Source organism: Sphingomonas sp. NFR04 (assembly GCF_900114095.1).
Classification (GTDB): Bacteria; Pseudomonadota; Alphaproteobacteria; order Sphingomonadales; family Sphingomonadaceae; genus Sphingomonas.
Genome location: NZ_FORV01000010.1, coordinates 31,082 through 47,266, shown reverse-complemented (window position 1 = coordinate 47,266; position 16,185 = coordinate 31,082). Strand labels below are relative to the sequence as shown.

The 16,185-nt window shown below is 70.0% G+C and carries 13 protein-coding genes; 3 read left to right on the top strand and 10 right to left on the bottom strand.

The window, feature by feature from the left end; all coding sequences use genetic code 11:
• Positions 1-106 precede the first annotated feature (106 nt).
• Positions 107-2,338, bottom strand: coding sequence for a beta-glucosidase (locus tag BM009_RS21125; RefSeq protein WP_093299382.1), 2,232 nt, complete (start codon positions 2,336-2,338; stop codon positions 107-109).
• 315 nt (positions 2,339-2,653) lie between these two features.
• Here BM009_RS21125 and BM009_RS21120 point away from each other — a divergent pair, with 315 nt between their 5' ends.
• Positions 2,654-3,871, top strand: a complete 1,218-nt coding sequence (locus BM009_RS21120) for an MFS transporter (RefSeq protein WP_368085949.1) — start codon at positions 2,654-2,656, stop codon at positions 3,869-3,871.
• Between the two features lie 12 nt (positions 3,872-3,883).
• Positions 3,884-4,912: a LacI family DNA-binding transcriptional regulator gene (locus BM009_RS21115; protein ID WP_093299377.1), complete on the top strand. Its 1,029-nt coding sequence runs from the start codon at positions 3,884-3,886 to the stop codon at positions 4,910-4,912.
• Here BM009_RS21115 and BM009_RS21110 read toward each other — a convergent pair.
• The 5 genes from BM009_RS21110 to BM009_RS22825 form a co-directional block, all read right to left on the bottom strand.
• Positions 4,895-5,629: a TorF family putative porin gene (locus tag BM009_RS21110; RefSeq protein WP_175488160.1), complete on the bottom strand. Its 735-nt coding sequence runs from the start codon at positions 5,627-5,629 to the stop codon at positions 4,895-4,897. The two genes, BM009_RS21115 and BM009_RS21110, sit on opposite strands and share 18 nt — an antisense overlap.
• Positions 5,577-6,770 (bottom strand): S8 family peptidase, encoded by a 1,194-nt coding sequence (locus BM009_RS21105; RefSeq protein WP_093299373.1) that lies wholly within the window; start codon positions 6,768-6,770, stop codon positions 5,577-5,579. Before BM009_RS21105 ends, BM009_RS21110 begins: the two co-directional genes overlap by 53 nt.
• A complete protein-coding gene (locus tag BM009_RS21100; protein ID WP_093299371.1) occupies positions 6,767-7,393 on the bottom strand; it encodes an anti-sigma factor family protein in 627 nt (208 codons plus the stop codon). The genes BM009_RS21105 and BM009_RS21100 overlap by 4 nt, the downstream gene beginning before the upstream one ends.
• A 3-nt stretch (positions 7,394-7,396) precedes the next feature.
• Positions 7,397-7,987, bottom strand: a complete 591-nt coding sequence (locus BM009_RS21095) for an RNA polymerase sigma factor (protein ID WP_254772398.1) — start codon at positions 7,985-7,987, stop codon at positions 7,397-7,399.
• A 122-nt stretch (positions 7,988-8,109) separates the two neighbouring features.
• Positions 8,110-8,757: a PEP-CTERM sorting domain-containing protein gene (locus tag BM009_RS22825; RefSeq protein ID WP_093299367.1), complete on the bottom strand. Its 648-nt coding sequence runs from the start codon at positions 8,755-8,757 to the stop codon at positions 8,110-8,112.
• A 258-nt stretch (positions 8,758-9,015) separates the two neighbouring features.
• Here BM009_RS22825 and BM009_RS21085 point away from each other — a divergent pair, with 258 nt between their 5' ends.
• On the top strand, positions 9,016-9,450 hold the full coding sequence (locus tag BM009_RS21085) for a pyridoxamine 5'-phosphate oxidase family protein (protein ID WP_093299365.1): 435 nt from the start codon (positions 9,016-9,018) through the stop codon (positions 9,448-9,450).
• 51 nt (positions 9,451-9,501) lie between these two features.
• On the opposite strand, the gene BM009_RS21080 is transcribed toward BM009_RS21085, so the two are convergent.
• The 4 genes from BM009_RS21080 to BM009_RS21065 form a co-directional block, all read right to left on the bottom strand.
• Entirely contained in the window at positions 9,502-10,908 is a 1,407-nt protein-coding gene (locus BM009_RS21080) for an efflux transporter outer membrane subunit (protein WP_093299362.1), read from the bottom strand.
• A gap of 245 nt (positions 10,909-11,153) precedes the next feature.
• Complete coding sequence (locus tag BM009_RS21075; protein ID WP_093299359.1) at positions 11,154-14,330, bottom strand: efflux RND transporter permease subunit; 3,177 nt, start codon at positions 14,328-14,330, stop codon at positions 11,154-11,156.
• A 116-nt stretch (positions 14,331-14,446) separates the two neighbouring features.
• Positions 14,447-15,697 (bottom strand): efflux RND transporter periplasmic adaptor subunit, encoded by a 1,251-nt coding sequence (locus BM009_RS21070; protein WP_093299356.1) that lies wholly within the window; start codon positions 15,695-15,697, stop codon positions 14,447-14,449.
• Complete coding sequence (locus BM009_RS21065; protein ID WP_093299354.1) at positions 15,675-16,088, bottom strand: hypothetical protein; 414 nt, start codon at positions 16,086-16,088, stop codon at positions 15,675-15,677. Before BM009_RS21065 ends, BM009_RS21070 begins: the two co-directional genes overlap by 23 nt.
• Between the last annotated feature and the right edge of the window lie 97 nt (positions 16,089-16,185).

The window sequence follows — 16,185 nt, the reverse complement described above, 5'->3', positions numbered from 1 at the left end:
CCCCTCCTGAACCGGCCGTTAGGCCGTGATGATCCGCTGAGTACCGACGATCGTCGGCGACAACGTTGTTTTACTTTTCTTCACATTTTCCCCTTTCATTATGTTTTCATTCACGAACTGCTCCGCCAGGTACCGCCACTTCGCGCGCCATGGTCGCGGAAGCCGAATCCTGCCCGACGGCAAGGCGATACGTGCCGGCCGGGATGACCCAGCCGCCGTTCTTCCAGCGGGCCAGCGCGTGGCGGTCGGCGGTGAGCGTCACCTGCGCGGCTTCGCCGGGCTTGAGCCATTGCCGCTTCCACGCGGCCAGCCGCGGTGCGCCGCCCTCTGGTCCGGCGACATAGAGCTGCGGCACAACGGCGCCGGCTCGCACGCCCTGGTTGCGGACGGTGACCGTGACGGAAGGCGCCGCCCCGCCCGTGAAGCGCGCATCGCTGAAGCCGAACCGCGTGTAGCTGAGGCCATAGCCGAACGGGAACAGCGGCTGCGTGCCCTTGGCGGCATACCAGCGATAGCCGACATCGGCGCCTTCGCTATAGGTCACGTCCCAGCTCGGCAGCACGCTGCCGTCGCCCGCGCCAGCGTCACTCGCCGCGTTGGAATCGAGCCCCGCGGGCACCACCGGCTTGGGCCGCGGCAGTTGGTCGGCGCTGCGGGGGAAGCTGATCGGCAGGTGACCGGACGGATTGACGTCGCCGAACAGGATACCGGCGATCGCCTCGCCGCCGCGCTGGCCGGGATACCAGGCCTGCAGCACCGCAGGCACCTGCTCCAGCCACGGCATCAGCACCGGGCCGCCGGTTTCCAGCACCACCACCGTCTTCGGGTTCGCCTTGGCGACCGCGGCGATCAGCGCGTCCTGCTTGTCGGGAAGTGCCAGCGAGTCGACGTCCTGCGCCTCGGTTGCCCATTGCGTCGCGAACAGCACGACCATGTCCGCCGCGCGCGCGGCGGCCGCAGCCGCGGCGGGATCGCTGCCGTCGACATAGGTCACCTGCGCCTGGGGGGCCTTGGCGCGGATCGCCTGGAGCGGCGACGAGGCATGCCAGGTCACCCGCGCGAACGATGCGGCGGCACCTTTGGTCAGCGGGATCTCGACCGGCGCGCCGCCGACCGAACGGACCTGGCTCGAGCCACCGCCCGACAGCACGCCGACATCGGCATGGCCGCCAATCAGCAGGATCTTCTTGGCCGACTTGGCCAGCGGCAGCAGGTCGCCCTGGTTGCGCAGCAGCACCATGCCCGCCTCGGCGACGCGCTGCGCGACCTGGGCGTGCGCCGCATAGTCGATCGGCTGGGCGGTGGTCGGCGTCGGATGGTCGTAGAGGCCGCTGGCGATCACCCCGGTGAGGATGCGCGTGACCATCTGGTCGATCCGCGCCTCGGTGATCTGGCCGGCCTGGATCGCCGCGTCGATCGTCTCGGGCGCGAAGTAGATTGCGTGGTCGAGTTCCTGGCCCGATTCCTGGTCGAGGCCGGACATCGCCGCCTTGACCGTGGAGTGCACCGCACCCCAGTCGCTCATCACCCAGCCGGTATAGCCCCAGTCGCGGCGCAGCACGTCGGTGAGCATGCGCGCGCTCTCGCAGGCATAATCGCCTTCGATGCGATTATAGGCGCACATCACCGAACCCGGCTTGCCGGCCTTGATCGCGATCTCGAAGGCGAGCAGGTCGCTTTCGCGCAACGCAGCGTCGCCGATCCGCGCGTTGAGCACGGTGCGGCCGGTTTCCTGGGCGTTCAGGATGAAATGCTTGATCGTCGAGACGATATGGTTCGACTGGACGCCGTCGATCGCCGCCCCGGCCATCGTGCCGGCGAGGATCGGATCCTCGCCGAGGTATTCGAAGTTGCGGCCGTTCCACGCGTCGCGGGTGAGGTTCACGCCGCCGGCGAGCAGCACGTTGAAGGTCTTGGCGCGTGCCTCGGCGCCGATCATCGCGCCGCCCGCGCGGGCGAGTTCGGGATCGAAGGTCGCGGCGGTGGCGAGCCCCGAGGGCAGTGCGGTCGCGACATCGCCCTTGCGCTGCTCGACCTGGTTGGCGACGCCGAGGCTGGCGTCGCTCTCGCGCAGCGTCGGGATGCCGAGCCGCGGGATGCCGGGGACATAGCCTGCGGACGGAATCATGTCGGCAGGGGCGGGCTGCGCGCGCGGCGGGAACAGGCCGTGGACCAGCTTCAGCTTCTCGGCATGCGTCATCGCCCGGACCAGCGCTGCCGCGCGCGCTTCGGGGGCCAGCTTGCTATCCTGCCAGGCCGGCGGCGCGCTCTGCGCATAGGACGCCGCGGGCGCGGTACCGGCCAGGAGAAGCAGGGCAAGGGCACGGGCAGCGTTCATCGGCGCGAGAGTTCCTGATGCTGGAAGGAGGGAGCGGCCCGAAAAATGCGGCCGCCGTCCATCGGGGCGGACGACGGCCGCAGGTAATCCGCCCTTGAGGAGGGGGCCGGAACCGGAAAGCGAATCTGGGTGGAGGCGTGCGTCGGCGCGGTCGCGCGGCGAACGGCAGCAATGCCCTGCATATCCTCTCCCCCATTTCAACCCGCATTATTGCGCGCTATTTTCTGACAGCGATGTCTGGATACATCTGACATCGATGTCAAGCGCAAAGCCGATCGGCATTGCCCCGCCAGCAGCGTTCGCTAAGGTCCGGCGGTGGCACCCACCTCCGTCCCCTCCCTGGCATCGAACATGGTCGCGCGGCTGTTTCGCCGGTCGATCGGCATCTTCTTCATGGGCGGCTTCGTCACCGCGCTGGTCGGCCTATTGGTACCGCGGCTGACGCTGATCGATCGGCTCGACTATACGCGCGCGGCGCTGGTCCCGTTCGCCTTCCACTCCAGCTATCTGCTGTTCGCGCTGCCGATCACCGCGCTGCTGGTCCGCACCGGCTATATGCGCGCGATCGCCGCCGGGCTGGCGGTGATGACCTGCGCCTGCGTGGCGCTGGGCGGCGCGGCCTGGATCGGCAGCTACCCGCTGCTGCTGCTCGCGCTGCTCTGCCTGTCGACCGGCATCACCTTTCTCCAGATCGCCGCCAATGTCGTGCAGCCCTTGGTCGCGACTGAGGGGGGCGGGGCGGCACGGCTGACCCTGCTACAGGGGTTCAACTCGGTGGGCACCGTGCTGGCGCCGCTGATCGGCGCGGGCTTCCTGCTCCAGCTCGGCGCTCTGGGGCGGTTGCCGCTGGCGCTGCCGTTCCTTGCCTGCGCGCTGGTGCTGGGCTGGCTGTGCATCGTCTTCTGGCGCGCGCGCGACCTGCTGGCGTCCCATCCCGCGCCGGAGCGGCTGCCGCTGGCGGCGCTCGGTCGCGTGCTGCGCCAGCCGCGCCTCGCTTTGGGTGCGCTTGCGATGTTCGGCTATGTCGGCGCGGAGGTGACGATCGGCAGCCTGCTCGCCAATTATCTCGCGCTGCCGACGATCCTCGCCATCGATCCGGCGAGCGCCGGGCGGCTGGTCAGCCTCTATTGGGGCGGGGCGATGCTCGGGCGCTTCGCCGGTGCGCTGGGGCTGGCGCGGATCGCACCGGCGCGGCTTCTTGCGGGGGTGGCCCTCGGGGCCGTGCTGCTGGTCGGCATCGCGAGCGGGGCGCACGGCATGGCGGGCGCGGCGGCGCTGATCGCGGTGGGGCTGTGCAACGCCATCATGTACCCGACGATCTTCGCGCTGGCGCTGCCCGAGGAACGCGGGCTTGCCGCCTATGCCTCGATGATCCTGTGCATGGCGGTCGTCGGCGGCGCGGTGGTGCCGCTCGCTACCGGCGCGCTTGCCGACCATGTGGGACTCGCCGCCGCGCTGGTGCTGCCGCTGCTGTGCTATCTGGGGATCGCCGGCTTCGCATGCATGATAGCGCTATCGCCCGCGAAACGATAAGACGGCGCACGCATGAAGCCGCTCACCCTCAAGGACGTCGCCCGGCAGGCGGGCGTTTCGCCCAAGACCGTCTCGCGCGTGATCAACGGCGAGGCCTATGTCAGGCCCGAGGTGCGCGCGGCGGTGCAGAAGGTGGTCGACGCGCTCGGCTATCGCCCCAATGCCTTTGCGCGCGAGCTTTCCAGCGCGCGCTCGTTCCTGCTCGGCCTCTATTTTGACGACCCGGCCTCGGCCTATGCCGCCGACGTCCAGCGCGGCGCGCTCGCCCGCTGCCGGGCGCTGGGCTACCACCTCGTCGTCGAGCAGGTGACCCGCGACCGGGCAGGCTGGCTGGAGGAGTGCGAAGCCTCGCTGCGGTCAATGCGGCTGGGCGGTGCGATCCTCACGCCCCCCTTGTGCGATTGGCCCGAACTGCTCGACCTGTTCGCGCGGATGCATGTCGCCGTGGTGCGGATCTCGCCGGGCGACCTGGACGAGCGCACCGCCGCGGTGGAGATGGACGAGCGCGGCGCCGCGCGCGAGCTGACCGAGGCGCTGATCGCGCTCGGCCACCGCGACATCGGCTTCATCCAGGGCAATCCCGAGCATCATGCCGCTGCTCGTCGGCAGGAAGGGTTCGAGGCGGCGATCGCGGCGGCGGGGCTAGCGTTGCGGCCGGAGCGGACGCTGCCCGGCGACTTCACCTTCCGCTCGGGCCTTGCCGCCGGCGAGCAGTTGCTGTCGGGCGCGAACCGGCCGAGCGCGATCTTCGCCGCCAATGACGAGATGGCGCTGGGCGTCCTGGTCGCGGCGATGCGCGCGGGGATCGCGGTGCCCGACCAGCTCTCGATCGCCGGGTTCGATGACGCCGCCATCGCCCGCATGGCGTGGCCGCCGCTCAGCACCGTCCACCAGCCGCATGTCGAGATGGCGGCGGCGGCGGTGGAGCTGCTCACCCGCCCGGCAGGGGAGCACAAGGCAACGCCGTCGCTGCGCCTGCCCTATACGCTGACGCTGCGCGACAGCACCGGTCCCGCCCCTAGTTCAGAAGCCGAGCGATAGCGCCAGCGTGACCGCGCGCCGCGCATGCTCGGCGCCGCGATAGAAATCGGCGCCGGGGCCCCCGCCGCTCCAGGCGAGCTGGGCGTCGATCCGCCCCACTCGCTTCGCCACGCCGAGGCTGTAATCGAACTGCGTCCGGTCGGCGCTGTAGCGGGGCACCGTCCCCAGGAACTGCATCGCCCCGCCATGGGCGAGCAGCCGCCAGCCGGGCGCCGGGCGCACGACACCGTCGAGCGTCGCGTAGAGCGTCGCGGTGTCGCGCCACAGATAGTCGGGGGAATAGTGCAGCCGCGCCGAAAGGCTGCGGCCGCCGATGCCGACATAGGCTTCGGTATAGCCCGATCGGCGCGGCGTCGCGGCGGTGCTGCGGAACTCGCGCCGCGTCACGCCGAGGTCGAGAACGCGCCCGCCGGGCAGCCGCCAGGCATAGCCGGCATCCACGCCCGCCGAGACCAGGGATACGCCCCCAGGCAGCGCCGCCGCGGTCGCCGAGGCGTCGGCATAGATGCCCGAACGATCATCATAGCCGAGGGAGAGGGTCGCGGCCGGCCGTCCCGCGCTGATGCTGCGCCCGCGCCAGCGTCCGTCGTTGGTGGCGGAGACCTGCCCGCTCCACTGCGCCTGTGCCGGTGCTGCGCTCAGCAGGGCGAGCGCCAGCAGCGCCTCAGGGGCGCAGGCCCGCGCATTTCGCCTTCCCCACCACGCTCGCACAGGCATCGATCTCTCCGCCGCCGGGTCTAGCAGAAACGAGCGCGGTTCGTCTGCCGGGTGTCGCATGCCCTTCACGGATCAGCGCGATCAGCCCGCTCACCTCGGCGGCAGCATAGGAGGACCCGCTTGCCAGATACCAGCGCCCGCCGGGCTGCGCCGTGGGAATGTCGCGGCCGGGCGCGGCATAGGGGCCGCCCGCCTGCCCCACCGCCGACTCCGCCACGGCGACGACGCCGGGCATCGAGGCCGGGAAGCCGCCGCCGGGCAGCCTGGGATCATAGGCCGCGACTACCGTCGCCCCGCGCGTGACGCCGATCCGCAGCAGCGTCTCGAGCAACCGGCTCGGCGGCCCGGCGAGGCTGAGGTTGATCACATCCGCGCGCTGCTCGACCGCGAAGCTCACCGCGCGGGCGAGGCTCAGGCTGTCGCAGAGCGTCGCGGCGCCTGCCCCTGTCCCCTGCTCCGCACAGGCGCGCAGCGCGAGCAGCCGGGCGCCGGGCGCGATGCCGACGATGCCCACGCCATTGTCCGGCCGCGCCGCGATCACCCCGGCGATGCCGGTACCGTGCCGCTCCGCCGTGACGCCCGCGCCGTCGACGAAGTTGCGCTCGACCGCGACCTGCCCCGCCAGATCCGGGTGCCGGGCATCGACCTGGCTGTCGATCACCGCGATCCGGGCGCCGCGGCCCGTTGCGGTGCGGTGGAGCATCGCCAGGTGCCAGGCGCGCGCCACCGGTTGGGCCGGGTAGAGCGGATCATTGGGTGTCGGATCGCCTTTGGCCTCGAAGGTCTCGATCGGCTCGGACCATTCGACCGCCGCATCGCGCGCGACCTGCGAAGCCGCCTCCGCTGGCGCACGGCCCTTGGGCACGGTCAGGATGAAGCAGTCGATCCCGATGATCGGCATCGGCCAGTTGCCCGCGAGGCGGAGTCCGTTGCGCTTGGCCACCGCCGCCGCGATCCGCCGCCGTGCCGCTGCCGACTGATCCTCGCCATAGCCGCCGCCATAGCCGCTTCCGGCGCGGAAGTGCGCGGGTGCGAGGCGGAGCATCATCAGGATACGCGGCGCGTCCTCCTCGGCGGCGCGTGCCTGCAACGGCACCGCCGCGAGCAGCAGGAGCAGCAGTGCCGCGCCCAGCCGCCTCATGGCGCAGCGTCGACCGGCTGCGCCAGCGTCACCCCCGCCTGTGCCCGCAACCGCGCCAGCGCCGCCGCGCGCTCGCCGGGCGCGATCGCGAGCAGATAGGCGCCCGCCGCCGTAGGCCCGTCGACCAGCCGCGCGCCCGAGGCCTCGATCGCCTTGCGCAACACGGGTTCGCGCGTCTCGGGCGCGAACATCACGAGGATATTGCCCGCCTGCCGCTGCTCCGGCGACCCCAGCGCGTGATAGGATTGCGGGGCGGCGACCGGCGGCACCTGACGCTGCAGGTGCAGCACCACGCCGACGCCGAGCACCAGCACCGCCGCCTGCGCCGCCAGCATCCAGCCGGCGCGGCGGAGAAAACTTCGCGGCAGCTGCGCAGGCGCCTCGGGCTCGGCAAGTTCGAGCATCATGCGATCCCAGCCGGCAGCACTCGGCGCGGGCAGGTCCGCCACGGCACCGCGCAGCCGCCGCTCCGCGGCAAGCTCGTCGCGGCATTCGGCGCAATCCGCGAGATGCGCGTCGACCAGCAGCCGGTCGCCGGGTTCGATCTCCCCGGTCGCATACCAGGGCAGCAGCAGCATCGTCGCCTCGTGCGGATCGCCGCGCAAATGGAGTAGGTCGCCCATCGTCTAGATCCAGTCCGCCAATTCGCCCGCCATCGCACGCCGCAACTGGCGGCGGGCGTGGAACATCCGCGTCTTCACCGTATCGACCGGACATCCCAGAATCTCGGCAATCTCGCGATAGCCGATCTCGTGAAAATAGGTGAGGTCCACCACCGCGCGATGATCGGCCGAGAGCACGCCCATCGCGCGCTGCAGCGCCTGCCGGGTGCGGTCGCGCGCCAGGCCCGTATCTGCAGCACTGTCATCGGCAAGCTCCGCCAGCACGGCTTCGCCATCGGCGGCGAGCGGCTCGCGGGCCCGGGCACGCACCGCCTTGCGATAGGCGATGGCGAACAGCCAGGTCGACAGCCGGCTGGCGCCGGTGAAGTCGCTCGCCTTCTGCCACAGCACCATCAGCGTATCGTTGACCACTTCCTCGACCAGCCCCGGCGAGCGGAGCAGCGTGCCGACGAAGCGGGTGAGCCGCGGCTGGTAGCGGCGGTAGAGCTGCTCGAACGCCCGCAGGTCGCGCGCGCGCACCGCGGCGACGAGGCCCATCTCCTCGTCGTCCTGCCCTGCGATCGATCGCCGCGCCTGAGGATCCTTCTGTGTCACGCACCTGCCTTCGCTCCCACTGTAGTGGCGCAGCGGGGAGCGAAGGTTCAATCGGTGCGACCCGAGGTGCATTTTTTCGCCGGCCGGGTGGTTTTTTTGCGCGCCCGGCCGGCGGCGGGAGGTCAGGCGAGTGCAGGCGTCGCCTGGCGGCGGCGGCGATAGCGGAGCATGCCGCCCGCGGCGCCGGCGCCGAGCATCAGCATCGCCCAGCTCGCCGGCTCGGGCACGGCCGCCGAGAGCGTGGCGTTCTCGGGCGCGAAGTCGCTGATCTGGGCATTGTTGCCGAAGCCGGTGCGCGGCCAGAGGTTGAAGCCGTATTTGCCCGGCGCAAAGCCGGTGCTCGGCAGCAGCGACAGCGGCACCTTCACCGTCAGGATGTTGCCCGCGATCGCCACCCAGTTCGAATCGAGCGCAGTGCCGCCGATCGCGCCGGTGCCGTCCTTCTGCACCACGATCGCCTGGTCGAAGATCACATTGCCCTGGCCGATCCCGCCGAACGGCCGGATCGCGCCCTTGCCGGTGTTGACGCCGAAGACATAGAAGCCGGCCGTGCCCGGGGTGATCGCGCCGGCAAAGGTGGTGCCGAGCGTGAACAGCTGGGATCCGGCATCATAGCTCACCGAGAAGCTGGTGACATCGAGATCGGCGAGCTTCGGGCCGGTATAGCCCGAGAGGAAATCGCCGGTCGCGTCAGAGACGGTCTGGGTCTGGGCCAGCGCAGGTGCGGCGGCGAGCGAGACGAGCGCGGCTGCGCCCAACAAGATACGCATCAATTGGTTCTCCCTTGATTGGTCCGATCCGGTGCACAGGGGCGGACACCGGATCGGACACGCACGTCGGCCTCGGCCGCACACAGGGGGAACGCCGCGGCCGGAAGCGTTCGCATGCCGTATGTGCCGAGGGCCGGGGGAATGGTTCAAAGTGGAGGAAGTTTTTCCGGCTGTCGAAAGGGGAAGTCGGCGCAACCCACGCCCTCCGCCATGGTTGATGCCTCCGACCGGCACACCGGTCCTGTGAAGGAGTGCATCATGGCGGAAATGACGTTGGAATCGCTGGCGAAGAAGATGGGCAAGATCGACTTCGGCATGCTCTCCACCCGGACGGACGGCGGCGCCATCGCCAGCCGGCCGATGAGCAACAATGGCGAGGTCGAGTATCGCGGCGACAGCTATTTCTTCAGCTATGACAGCGCGCGCACCATCGCCGACATCGAGGCCGAACCGCGCGTGGGCCTCACCTTCACCGGCGCCGCGGGGCTGCTCGGTGGGCCGCCGCTGTTCGTCGCGGTGGAAGGCGATGCCGATCTGGTGCGCGACAAGGCGCAGTTCGCCGCGCACTGGACCAAGGATCTCGATCGCTGGTTCGAGCAGGGCATCGACACGCCGGGCGTGGTGATGATCCATGTCCGCGCGCGCCGGCTGCACTATTGGAATGGCAGCGACGAGGGCGAGATCGCCCTCTGAGGCTTGCCCCCGACGCCGCCACCTTTCGGAAGCGGCGTCGGGCGCGGTTGTTCAGGCCTGCTGCTGCCAGCCGCCGCCGAGCGCGCGGAACAGGTTGACCTGCGCCTCGGCGATCGCGGCGTCGGCCGTGGCCAACGCGGCCTGGGCATCGGCGAAGGTCCGCTCGGCGTCGAGCAGGTCGAGCGAGTTGATGTCGCCCTCGGTCTGGCGCGCGCGGGCGATCCGCACCGCCGCCTCGGCTTCGTTGAGCGCCGCCTGCAGCGCGGTGCGCCGCTCGAGCGCGCGGCCATAGGCGGAGAGCGCGGTCTCGGTCTCCTGCAGCGCGGTGAGCACTGTGCCGTCGAAGGTGGCAAGCGCTTCCCGGCTGTCGGCTTCGGCCGCCGCGATCCGCGCGCGCGCCGGGGCCGGGTTCACCGTCCAGTTGATCAGCCCGCCGACCAGCCAGCGCAGCGGCCCCGCGCCGAAGATGTTGCCGAAATCATTGCCGGTCGATCCCCCCGAACCGCCCAGCGAGATGCGCGGGTAGAGGTCTGCGGTGGCAACGCCGATGCGCGCCGTCGAGGCGGCCAGCCGGCGCTCGGCCGCGCGCACGTCCGGCCGACGGGCGAGCAATGCCGCGCCGTCGCCGACCGGGATCGGCTGGTCGAGCCGAAGCGTGGTGTGCCGCTCGCGCGCCTCGGCGGGCAGCTCGGCGGGGGTCTTGCCGATCAGCGTGGCAAGGCGGAACAGCGCCGCGTCACGCTGGGCGGCGAGCGCGGGCACATCGGCCTGGCGCTGGTTGCGCAGCGCGGCGATGCGGGCGACGTCGAGCCGCGTCGCCAGCCCGACATTGCGGCGCCGCTGGGTCAGGTCGATCGACTGATCGAGCAGCGCCACGATCCGCTCGGCCACCGCCAGCCGCTCGGCCGAGGATACGGCATCGGCATAGGCGCGCGCGGTATCCGCCGCGACGACCACACGGACCGCGTCCGCATCGGCCTGCGCCGCCGCGACATCGCCGCGCGCAGCCTCGACGTTGCGCGAGATGCGGCCGAACAGATCGACTTCATAGGAAACGTCGAGCCCGAGATCGACCTGCCAATCCTCCTTGCCGAACCCGATCGGGCGCTGGCCGAGCGGCAGGCGCCCGTAATTGGCGCCGGCATTTGCGGTCGCCTGGGGCAGCCGGTCGGAAGTTGCGCCGCGCAACGTTGCGCGGGCCCGCTCGATCCGGGCGACAGCAACGCGAACGTCGGTGTTGGCGGCGAGCGCCTCCGTCACCAGCCGATCGAGCACCGGATCGTTGTAAAGCCGCCACCAGCCTTCCTGCACCGGCGCGGCCGAAACCGCCGGGCTGGTCGAGAGGAACGCGCCCGCGGCGCTCTGCGGCCGCGCGGGTGCCTTGTAATTCGGGCCGACGGCGCAGGCGGAAAGCGCCAGCGCCGAGACTGCGGCCATGATCGAAGCCATGCGTTGCATGTGAAATCTCCTGCGGCGGGCTTGCTGATACCGCCGGTCTGGTCTGTTTGGGTGGCGGGGCTCTTCGCCTCGCCCCTCGTCCCCCTCACCCTTCCCACCGCCTCCGGCGGCGGGCCCCTTCCCTCTCCCACAAGGGGAGAGGGAGTTTCGGCGTCCTGGTCCCTCTCCCCTTGTGGGAGAGGGAGGGAGCCGCGAAGCGGCGGAAGGGTGAGGGGGACCAAGGTCGAGCGCGAGCCCCACCGCTCTTACTCGGCCGGCTGGAGCTGGTGGTGCTCGCCACCCTGTCCGCGCCGCCGGGCGAGCCGCGCACCAAGCGCGCGGCACACCACGTAGAAGGTCGGCGTGAAAAGCAGGCCGAAACCGGTGACGCCCATCATCCCGAAGAACACTGCCGTACCCAGCGCTTGGCGAAGCTCGGCGCCCGCCCCGCTCGCGATCAGCAGCGGCACCGCGCCGAGGATGAAGGCGAAGCTGGTCATCAGGATCGGCCGCAACCGGTCCTGCGCCGCCCGCACTGCGGCCTCCACCGGCGACAGGCCGTCGCGGACTTCCGCCTGGTGGGCAAACTCGACCACGAGGATCGCGTTCTTGGCGGCGAGCGCGATCAGCACGACCAGCCCGATCTGCGTCAGCACATTGTTGTCCATGCCGCGCAGGTTCACGCCCGCCATCGCCGCCAGCAGGCACATCGGCACGATCAGGATGATCGCCAGCGGCAGTGTCAGGCTTTCATATTGCGCCGCCAGCACGAGGAAGACGAACAGCACCGCCAGCGCGAACACCAGGCCTGCCGTGCTCCCCGCCATCTTCTGCTGATAGGCGATGCCGGTCCACTCACCCGCATAGCCCGCAGGCAGTTCGGCCGAGAGCTTCTCCATCGCGTCGAGCGACGCGCCCGAGCTGTAGCCCGGCGCGGTATCGCCATCGACTTCCACCGCCGGGAACAGGTTGTAGCGCGTCACGCGATACGGGCCCGTCTTGTTCTCGAAGGTCGCGACCGATCCGATCGGCACCATGCCGCCGGCGTCCGAGCGCGTCTTGAGGTTGGCGATGTCGGCTTCGGTCGCCCGGAAGGGCGCGTCAGCCTGCGCGGTCACGCGGTAGGTGCGGCCGAGCATGTTGAAGTCGTTCACGAAGGCCGAGCCGAGATAGACGTTGAGCGCTTCGAACACCCGCTCGGGCGGCACGCCGAGGATCTCGGCCTTGCGGCGATCGATATCGGCGAAGACGCGCGGCGTCGCGGTGTTGAAGAAGGTATAGACCTGGGCGAGCCCCGGCGTCTTGTTGGCCTGGCCGATCAGTCCGAAGGCAGTGTTGCCCAGCGCCTGATAGCCATGCTCGCTGCGGTCCTCCACCATCAGGCGGTAGCCGCCGGCCGAACCGATGCCCTGGATGAGCGGCGGCGGGACCACGAGCAGCATCGCCTCGTTGATGTCGGCGGTGCGCTTGCGCGCCTCGGCCATGATGCCCTGGATGTTGACGCCCAGCTTCTTGCGCTCCTCGAAGCTCTGCAGCGGGACATAGGCGGCGGCGCTGTTCGGAGCGAGCGTCTGCGACGGGCCGTCAAAGCCCGCGAGCATCACCGAGCCCTTCACGCCCGGGATCGGCAGGATGCGCGCGACGACCTTGCGCATCACTTCATCGGTACGCTCGAGCGAAGAGCCCGGCGGCAGCTGAATCACGGTGAGGAAATAGCCCTGATCCTGCGCCGGGATGAAGCCCACCGGCGTCACCCAGAAGGTCGCGACCGTCGCGGCGATCAGGCCGAGATAGGCAATCATCATCCGCTTCGGCCGCGTGACCAGCTTGTGGGTGAGGCGGGCATAGCCATTGCTCATCCGCTCGAAGCCACGGTTGAAGGCATCCGCCGCGCGGCCGAACACCCGCCCGATCCGGCCCTTTGCTTCACCCTCGTGATGCCGGAGCAGCACCGCGGCGAGCGCCGGGGAGAGCGTCAGCGACACGAGCAGCGAGATGGCGGTGGCGACCGAGATCGTCACGGCGAACTGCTTGTAGAAAGCGCCCGACAGACCGTTGAGGAACAAGGTCGGCAGGAACACCGCGAACAGCACCAGCACGATCGCGACCAGCGCGCCCGACACTTCGTCCATCGAGGTACGCGCCGCCTCCAGCGGCGTCATGCCGCGGGCGAGGTTGCGCTCGACATTCTCCACCACGACGATCGCGTCGTCGACGACGATGCCGATGGCGAGCACCAGGCCGAACAGCGAGAGGTTGTTGAGCGAATAGCCCATCGGCAGCAGCACCGCCATGGTGCCGATCAGCGACACGGGGATCGCCACCACCGGGATGATCGCCGCCCGCCATTTCTGGAGGAACACGATCACGACGAGGACGACGAGCACCACCGCTTCGCCGAGCGTGTGGTACACCGCGTCGATCGACTGGGCGATGAACTCGGTGGGGTTGTAGATCACGCGATATTCGAGGCCCTTGGGGAAGGTCTTCGAGATCGTGTCCATCTCCGCCTTGATCCGCAGCGCAGCGGCGAGCGCGTTGGAGCCCGGGCGCTGGAAGGCGGCCAGGATCACGGTCGGCTGGTTCGAGAGATAGGTGTTGGAGGAATAGTCGGCGGCGCCGAGCTCGACGCGCGCGACGTCGCTCACGCGGACCTGGCGGCCCTCGTTATCCGTACGGATGACGACGCGGCCGAACTCGGCCGGGGTCTTGAGGCGGCCCTGGGTCTCAACGTTGAGCTGGAAGGCGTTGCCGCTGCGCTGCGACCCCGGCTGGCCGAGCGAGCCCGCCGCGACCTGGATGTTCTGCCCGCGCAGCGCCTGGACGATATCGCCCGCGGTGAGGTTCAGCGCGGCCGCGCGGCCCGGATCGATCCACACCCGCATCGCATAGTCGCGCGCACCGAACATGCGCACGTCGCCCACGCCTTCGAGCCGCGCGAGGCGGTCCTTCACCTGGGTGAGGGCGTAGTTGGAGATGTAGCTGCGATCGATCGAGTTGTCCGGCGAGATCAGGTTGACTACCATCAGGAAGTCGGGGCTGGTCTTGCGCGTGACGACGCCGAGCCGCTGCACTTCCTCGGGCAGGCGCGGGATCGCGACCGCGACGCGGTTCTGCACCAGCACCTGCGCGGCATCGAGATTGGTGCCGGTCTTGAAGGTGACGGTGATGGTCACGTTGCCGTCGCCGGTCGACTGCGACGACTGGTAGAGCATGTCGTCGACGCCGTTGATTTCCTGCTCGATCGGCGCGGCGACGGTTTCCGCCACGGTCTCCGCCGAGGCGCCGGGATAGCTGGCCGTCACCGTGACCGTCGGCGGCACGATGTCGGGATATTGCGAGATGGGCAGCGCGAAATAGGCGATGCCGCCCAGGATCGTGATGATGATCGCGATCACCGCCGCGAAGATCGGGCGGGTGATGAAGAAGCGTGAGAGGCGCATGGCCTTCTCCTTTTCCTAGCGGACGCGCGTGCTCGCGCCCGCGTGCAATCACGCGGACGGGCACACGGGAAACTACCTGCCGCCGGGCATCTGGGGTGCGCCCGGCGGCAGTTCGGTCAGCGGGCGAAGGTCGCCTGGCCCGTGACCGGAGCGGAAACGACGGGCGTGTCGGTCGCGGCGTTCGGCGCGATGGTGCCTGCCTTGGGCTGCACCTTGCCGCCGGGCTGGGCGAACTGGGTGCCGGCGATCACCACCTTGTCCTGCGGCGCCAGGCCCGAGCGGACGATGCGGAGGCCGTCGACCACCGGGCCGAGCACCACGGGCTTGGGCACCACGGTGCCGTCGGCACCGACGGTGAGCACCAGCTTGCGCGCCTGGTCGGTCTGGATCGCGGCGTCGGGCACCAGCAGCGCCTGTGCCTTGCCGCCTGCGGCGAGCCGCATGTTGCCGAACATGCCCGGCGTCAGGAACATGTCCTTGTTCGCCAGCACCGCGCGGCCGCGGATCGTGCCGGACTTGGGATCGAGCCCGTTGTCGGTGAAGTCGATCTGCCCCTTCCAGCGATAATCGCCTTCGTCCTGCAGCCGGATCTCGACCGGGCTGGCCGACGATCCCGCCGCGCGCTTGGCCTTGAGGAACAGGGCTTCCGAGCCGTCAAAGGTGAAGTAGATCGGATCGAGCGCATTGATCGTGGTGAGGAGCGTGCCCCCCTGCCCTTCCCCGGCGGCGACCAGATTGCCGGGATCGACCTTGCGGTCGGAGATGCGGCCCGAAATCGGTGCACGCACCTGGGTGAACTCGACGTCGAGCGCACGGGCACGGACCCGGGCCTCTGCCGCGGCGACAGCGGCAGTGGCCGCGCGGACGCGGGCCTGGAGACGTTCGACATCGCTCTTCGACACGGCTTCGACACTGACCAGCCGCTGGGCGCGGTCGAGGTCGGAGCGGGCGAGTGCGAGATCGCTCTGCGCGCTCGCCACGCCCGCCTTGGCCTCGGCCAGCGCGGCGGTGAACGGACGCGGATCGATGGTGAAGAGGAGCTGGCCCTGCTTTACCACCATGCCGTCCTTGAAGTGGATCGCAGTGACGGCGCCCGACACGCGCGGCCGCACCTCGACGGTGCGGCTCGCCTCGAAGCGGCCGACATATTCGTCCCACTCATTCACTTCGCGTGCGAGCGGGGTGGCGACGGTGACGACGGGTGCGGCCGGCGCAGCCACGGCGGGCGCATTGCGCCCGCTCAGGCTGAAGCCGGCGGCGACCACGCCCACCGGCACGACGACCAAAGCCGCCTTCTGCCAGGTGCGCAGACGCTTGGGGCGGCGTTCTGCCACCGCTTCGCCCTCAATGGGCGCGTGCATATTCATGATGGTTCCCCTGATTCATCGCCGCGCGACCACGGCTGATGCTGGTGAGCAGCGTCTCCAACTGGCCGGGCGTGTAGCCGGCTTCGTGGAAGCGCTGGATTTCGGACTGGGGCACGCGGAAACCGCGGTGCCAGGAAATGACGGCGATGCGGCGCAGCGCCTCGAGCTTGGGATCGGCCAGCCGCGGATTGCCGCGCTCGCCGCCGAAGATCACGCCCACCGCGATCGAAAGGCGGCTCGGCGCCTCCAGCGAGGACATGCGGTCGCGCTGGGCGATCGCGACGACCTGCCATTCGAGCGCGCTCAGCTTGGTCTCCTCGCGCGACGCAGCGAGGAAGGCGGGCAGCGCGGCGGCGTTGCCGGCCATTTCGTTCAGATCGAGATATGCCATGTCATACTCCCTCGGTTGCGCCGGCGGGGAGCAAGGCTCCGCCCTCCCGAAAAGCGCCTCTTGCGGTTCCGGGTGCCGGGATGAATTCAGTTGGTTG

Excerpts from the sequence above, each read along its gene's own strand:
- BM009_RS21125 (WP_093299382.1), bottom strand. The coding sequence starts at position 2,338 with ATGAACGCTGCCCGTGCCCTTGCCCTGCTTCTCCTGGCCGGTACCGCG.
- BM009_RS21115 (WP_093299377.1), top strand. The coding sequence starts at position 3,884 with ATGAAGCCGCTCACCCTCAAGGACGTCGCCCGGCAGGCGGGCGTTTCG.
- BM009_RS21110 (WP_175488160.1), bottom strand. The coding sequence starts at position 5,629 with ATGCCTGTGCGAGCGTGGTGGGGAAGGCGAAATGCGCGGGCCTGCGCC.
- BM009_RS21105 (WP_093299373.1), bottom strand. The coding sequence starts at position 6,770 with ATGAGGCGGCTGGGCGCGGCACTGCTGCTCCTGCTGCTCGCGGCGGTG.
- BM009_RS21100 (WP_093299371.1), bottom strand. The coding sequence starts at position 7,393 with ATGGGCGACCTACTCCATTTGCGCGGCGATCCGCACGAGGCGACGATG.
- BM009_RS22825 (WP_093299367.1), bottom strand. The coding sequence starts at position 8,757 with ATGCGTATCTTGTTGGGCGCAGCCGCGCTCGTCTCGCTCGCCGCCGCA.
- BM009_RS21085 (WP_093299365.1), top strand. The coding sequence starts at position 9,016 with ATGGCGGAAATGACGTTGGAATCGCTGGCGAAGAAGATGGGCAAGATC.
- BM009_RS21080 (WP_093299362.1), bottom strand. The coding sequence starts at position 10,908 with ATGCAACGCATGGCTTCGATCATGGCCGCAGTCTCGGCGCTGGCGCTT.
- BM009_RS21075 (WP_093299359.1), bottom strand. The coding sequence starts at position 14,330 with ATGCGCCTCTCACGCTTCTTCATCACCCGCCCGATCTTCGCGGCGGTG.
- BM009_RS21070 (WP_093299356.1), bottom strand. The coding sequence starts at position 15,697 with ATGAATATGCACGCGCCCATTGAGGGCGAAGCGGTGGCAGAACGCCGC.
- BM009_RS21065 (WP_093299354.1), bottom strand. The coding sequence starts at position 16,088 with ATGGCATATCTCGATCTGAACGAAATGGCCGGCAACGCCGCCGCGCTG.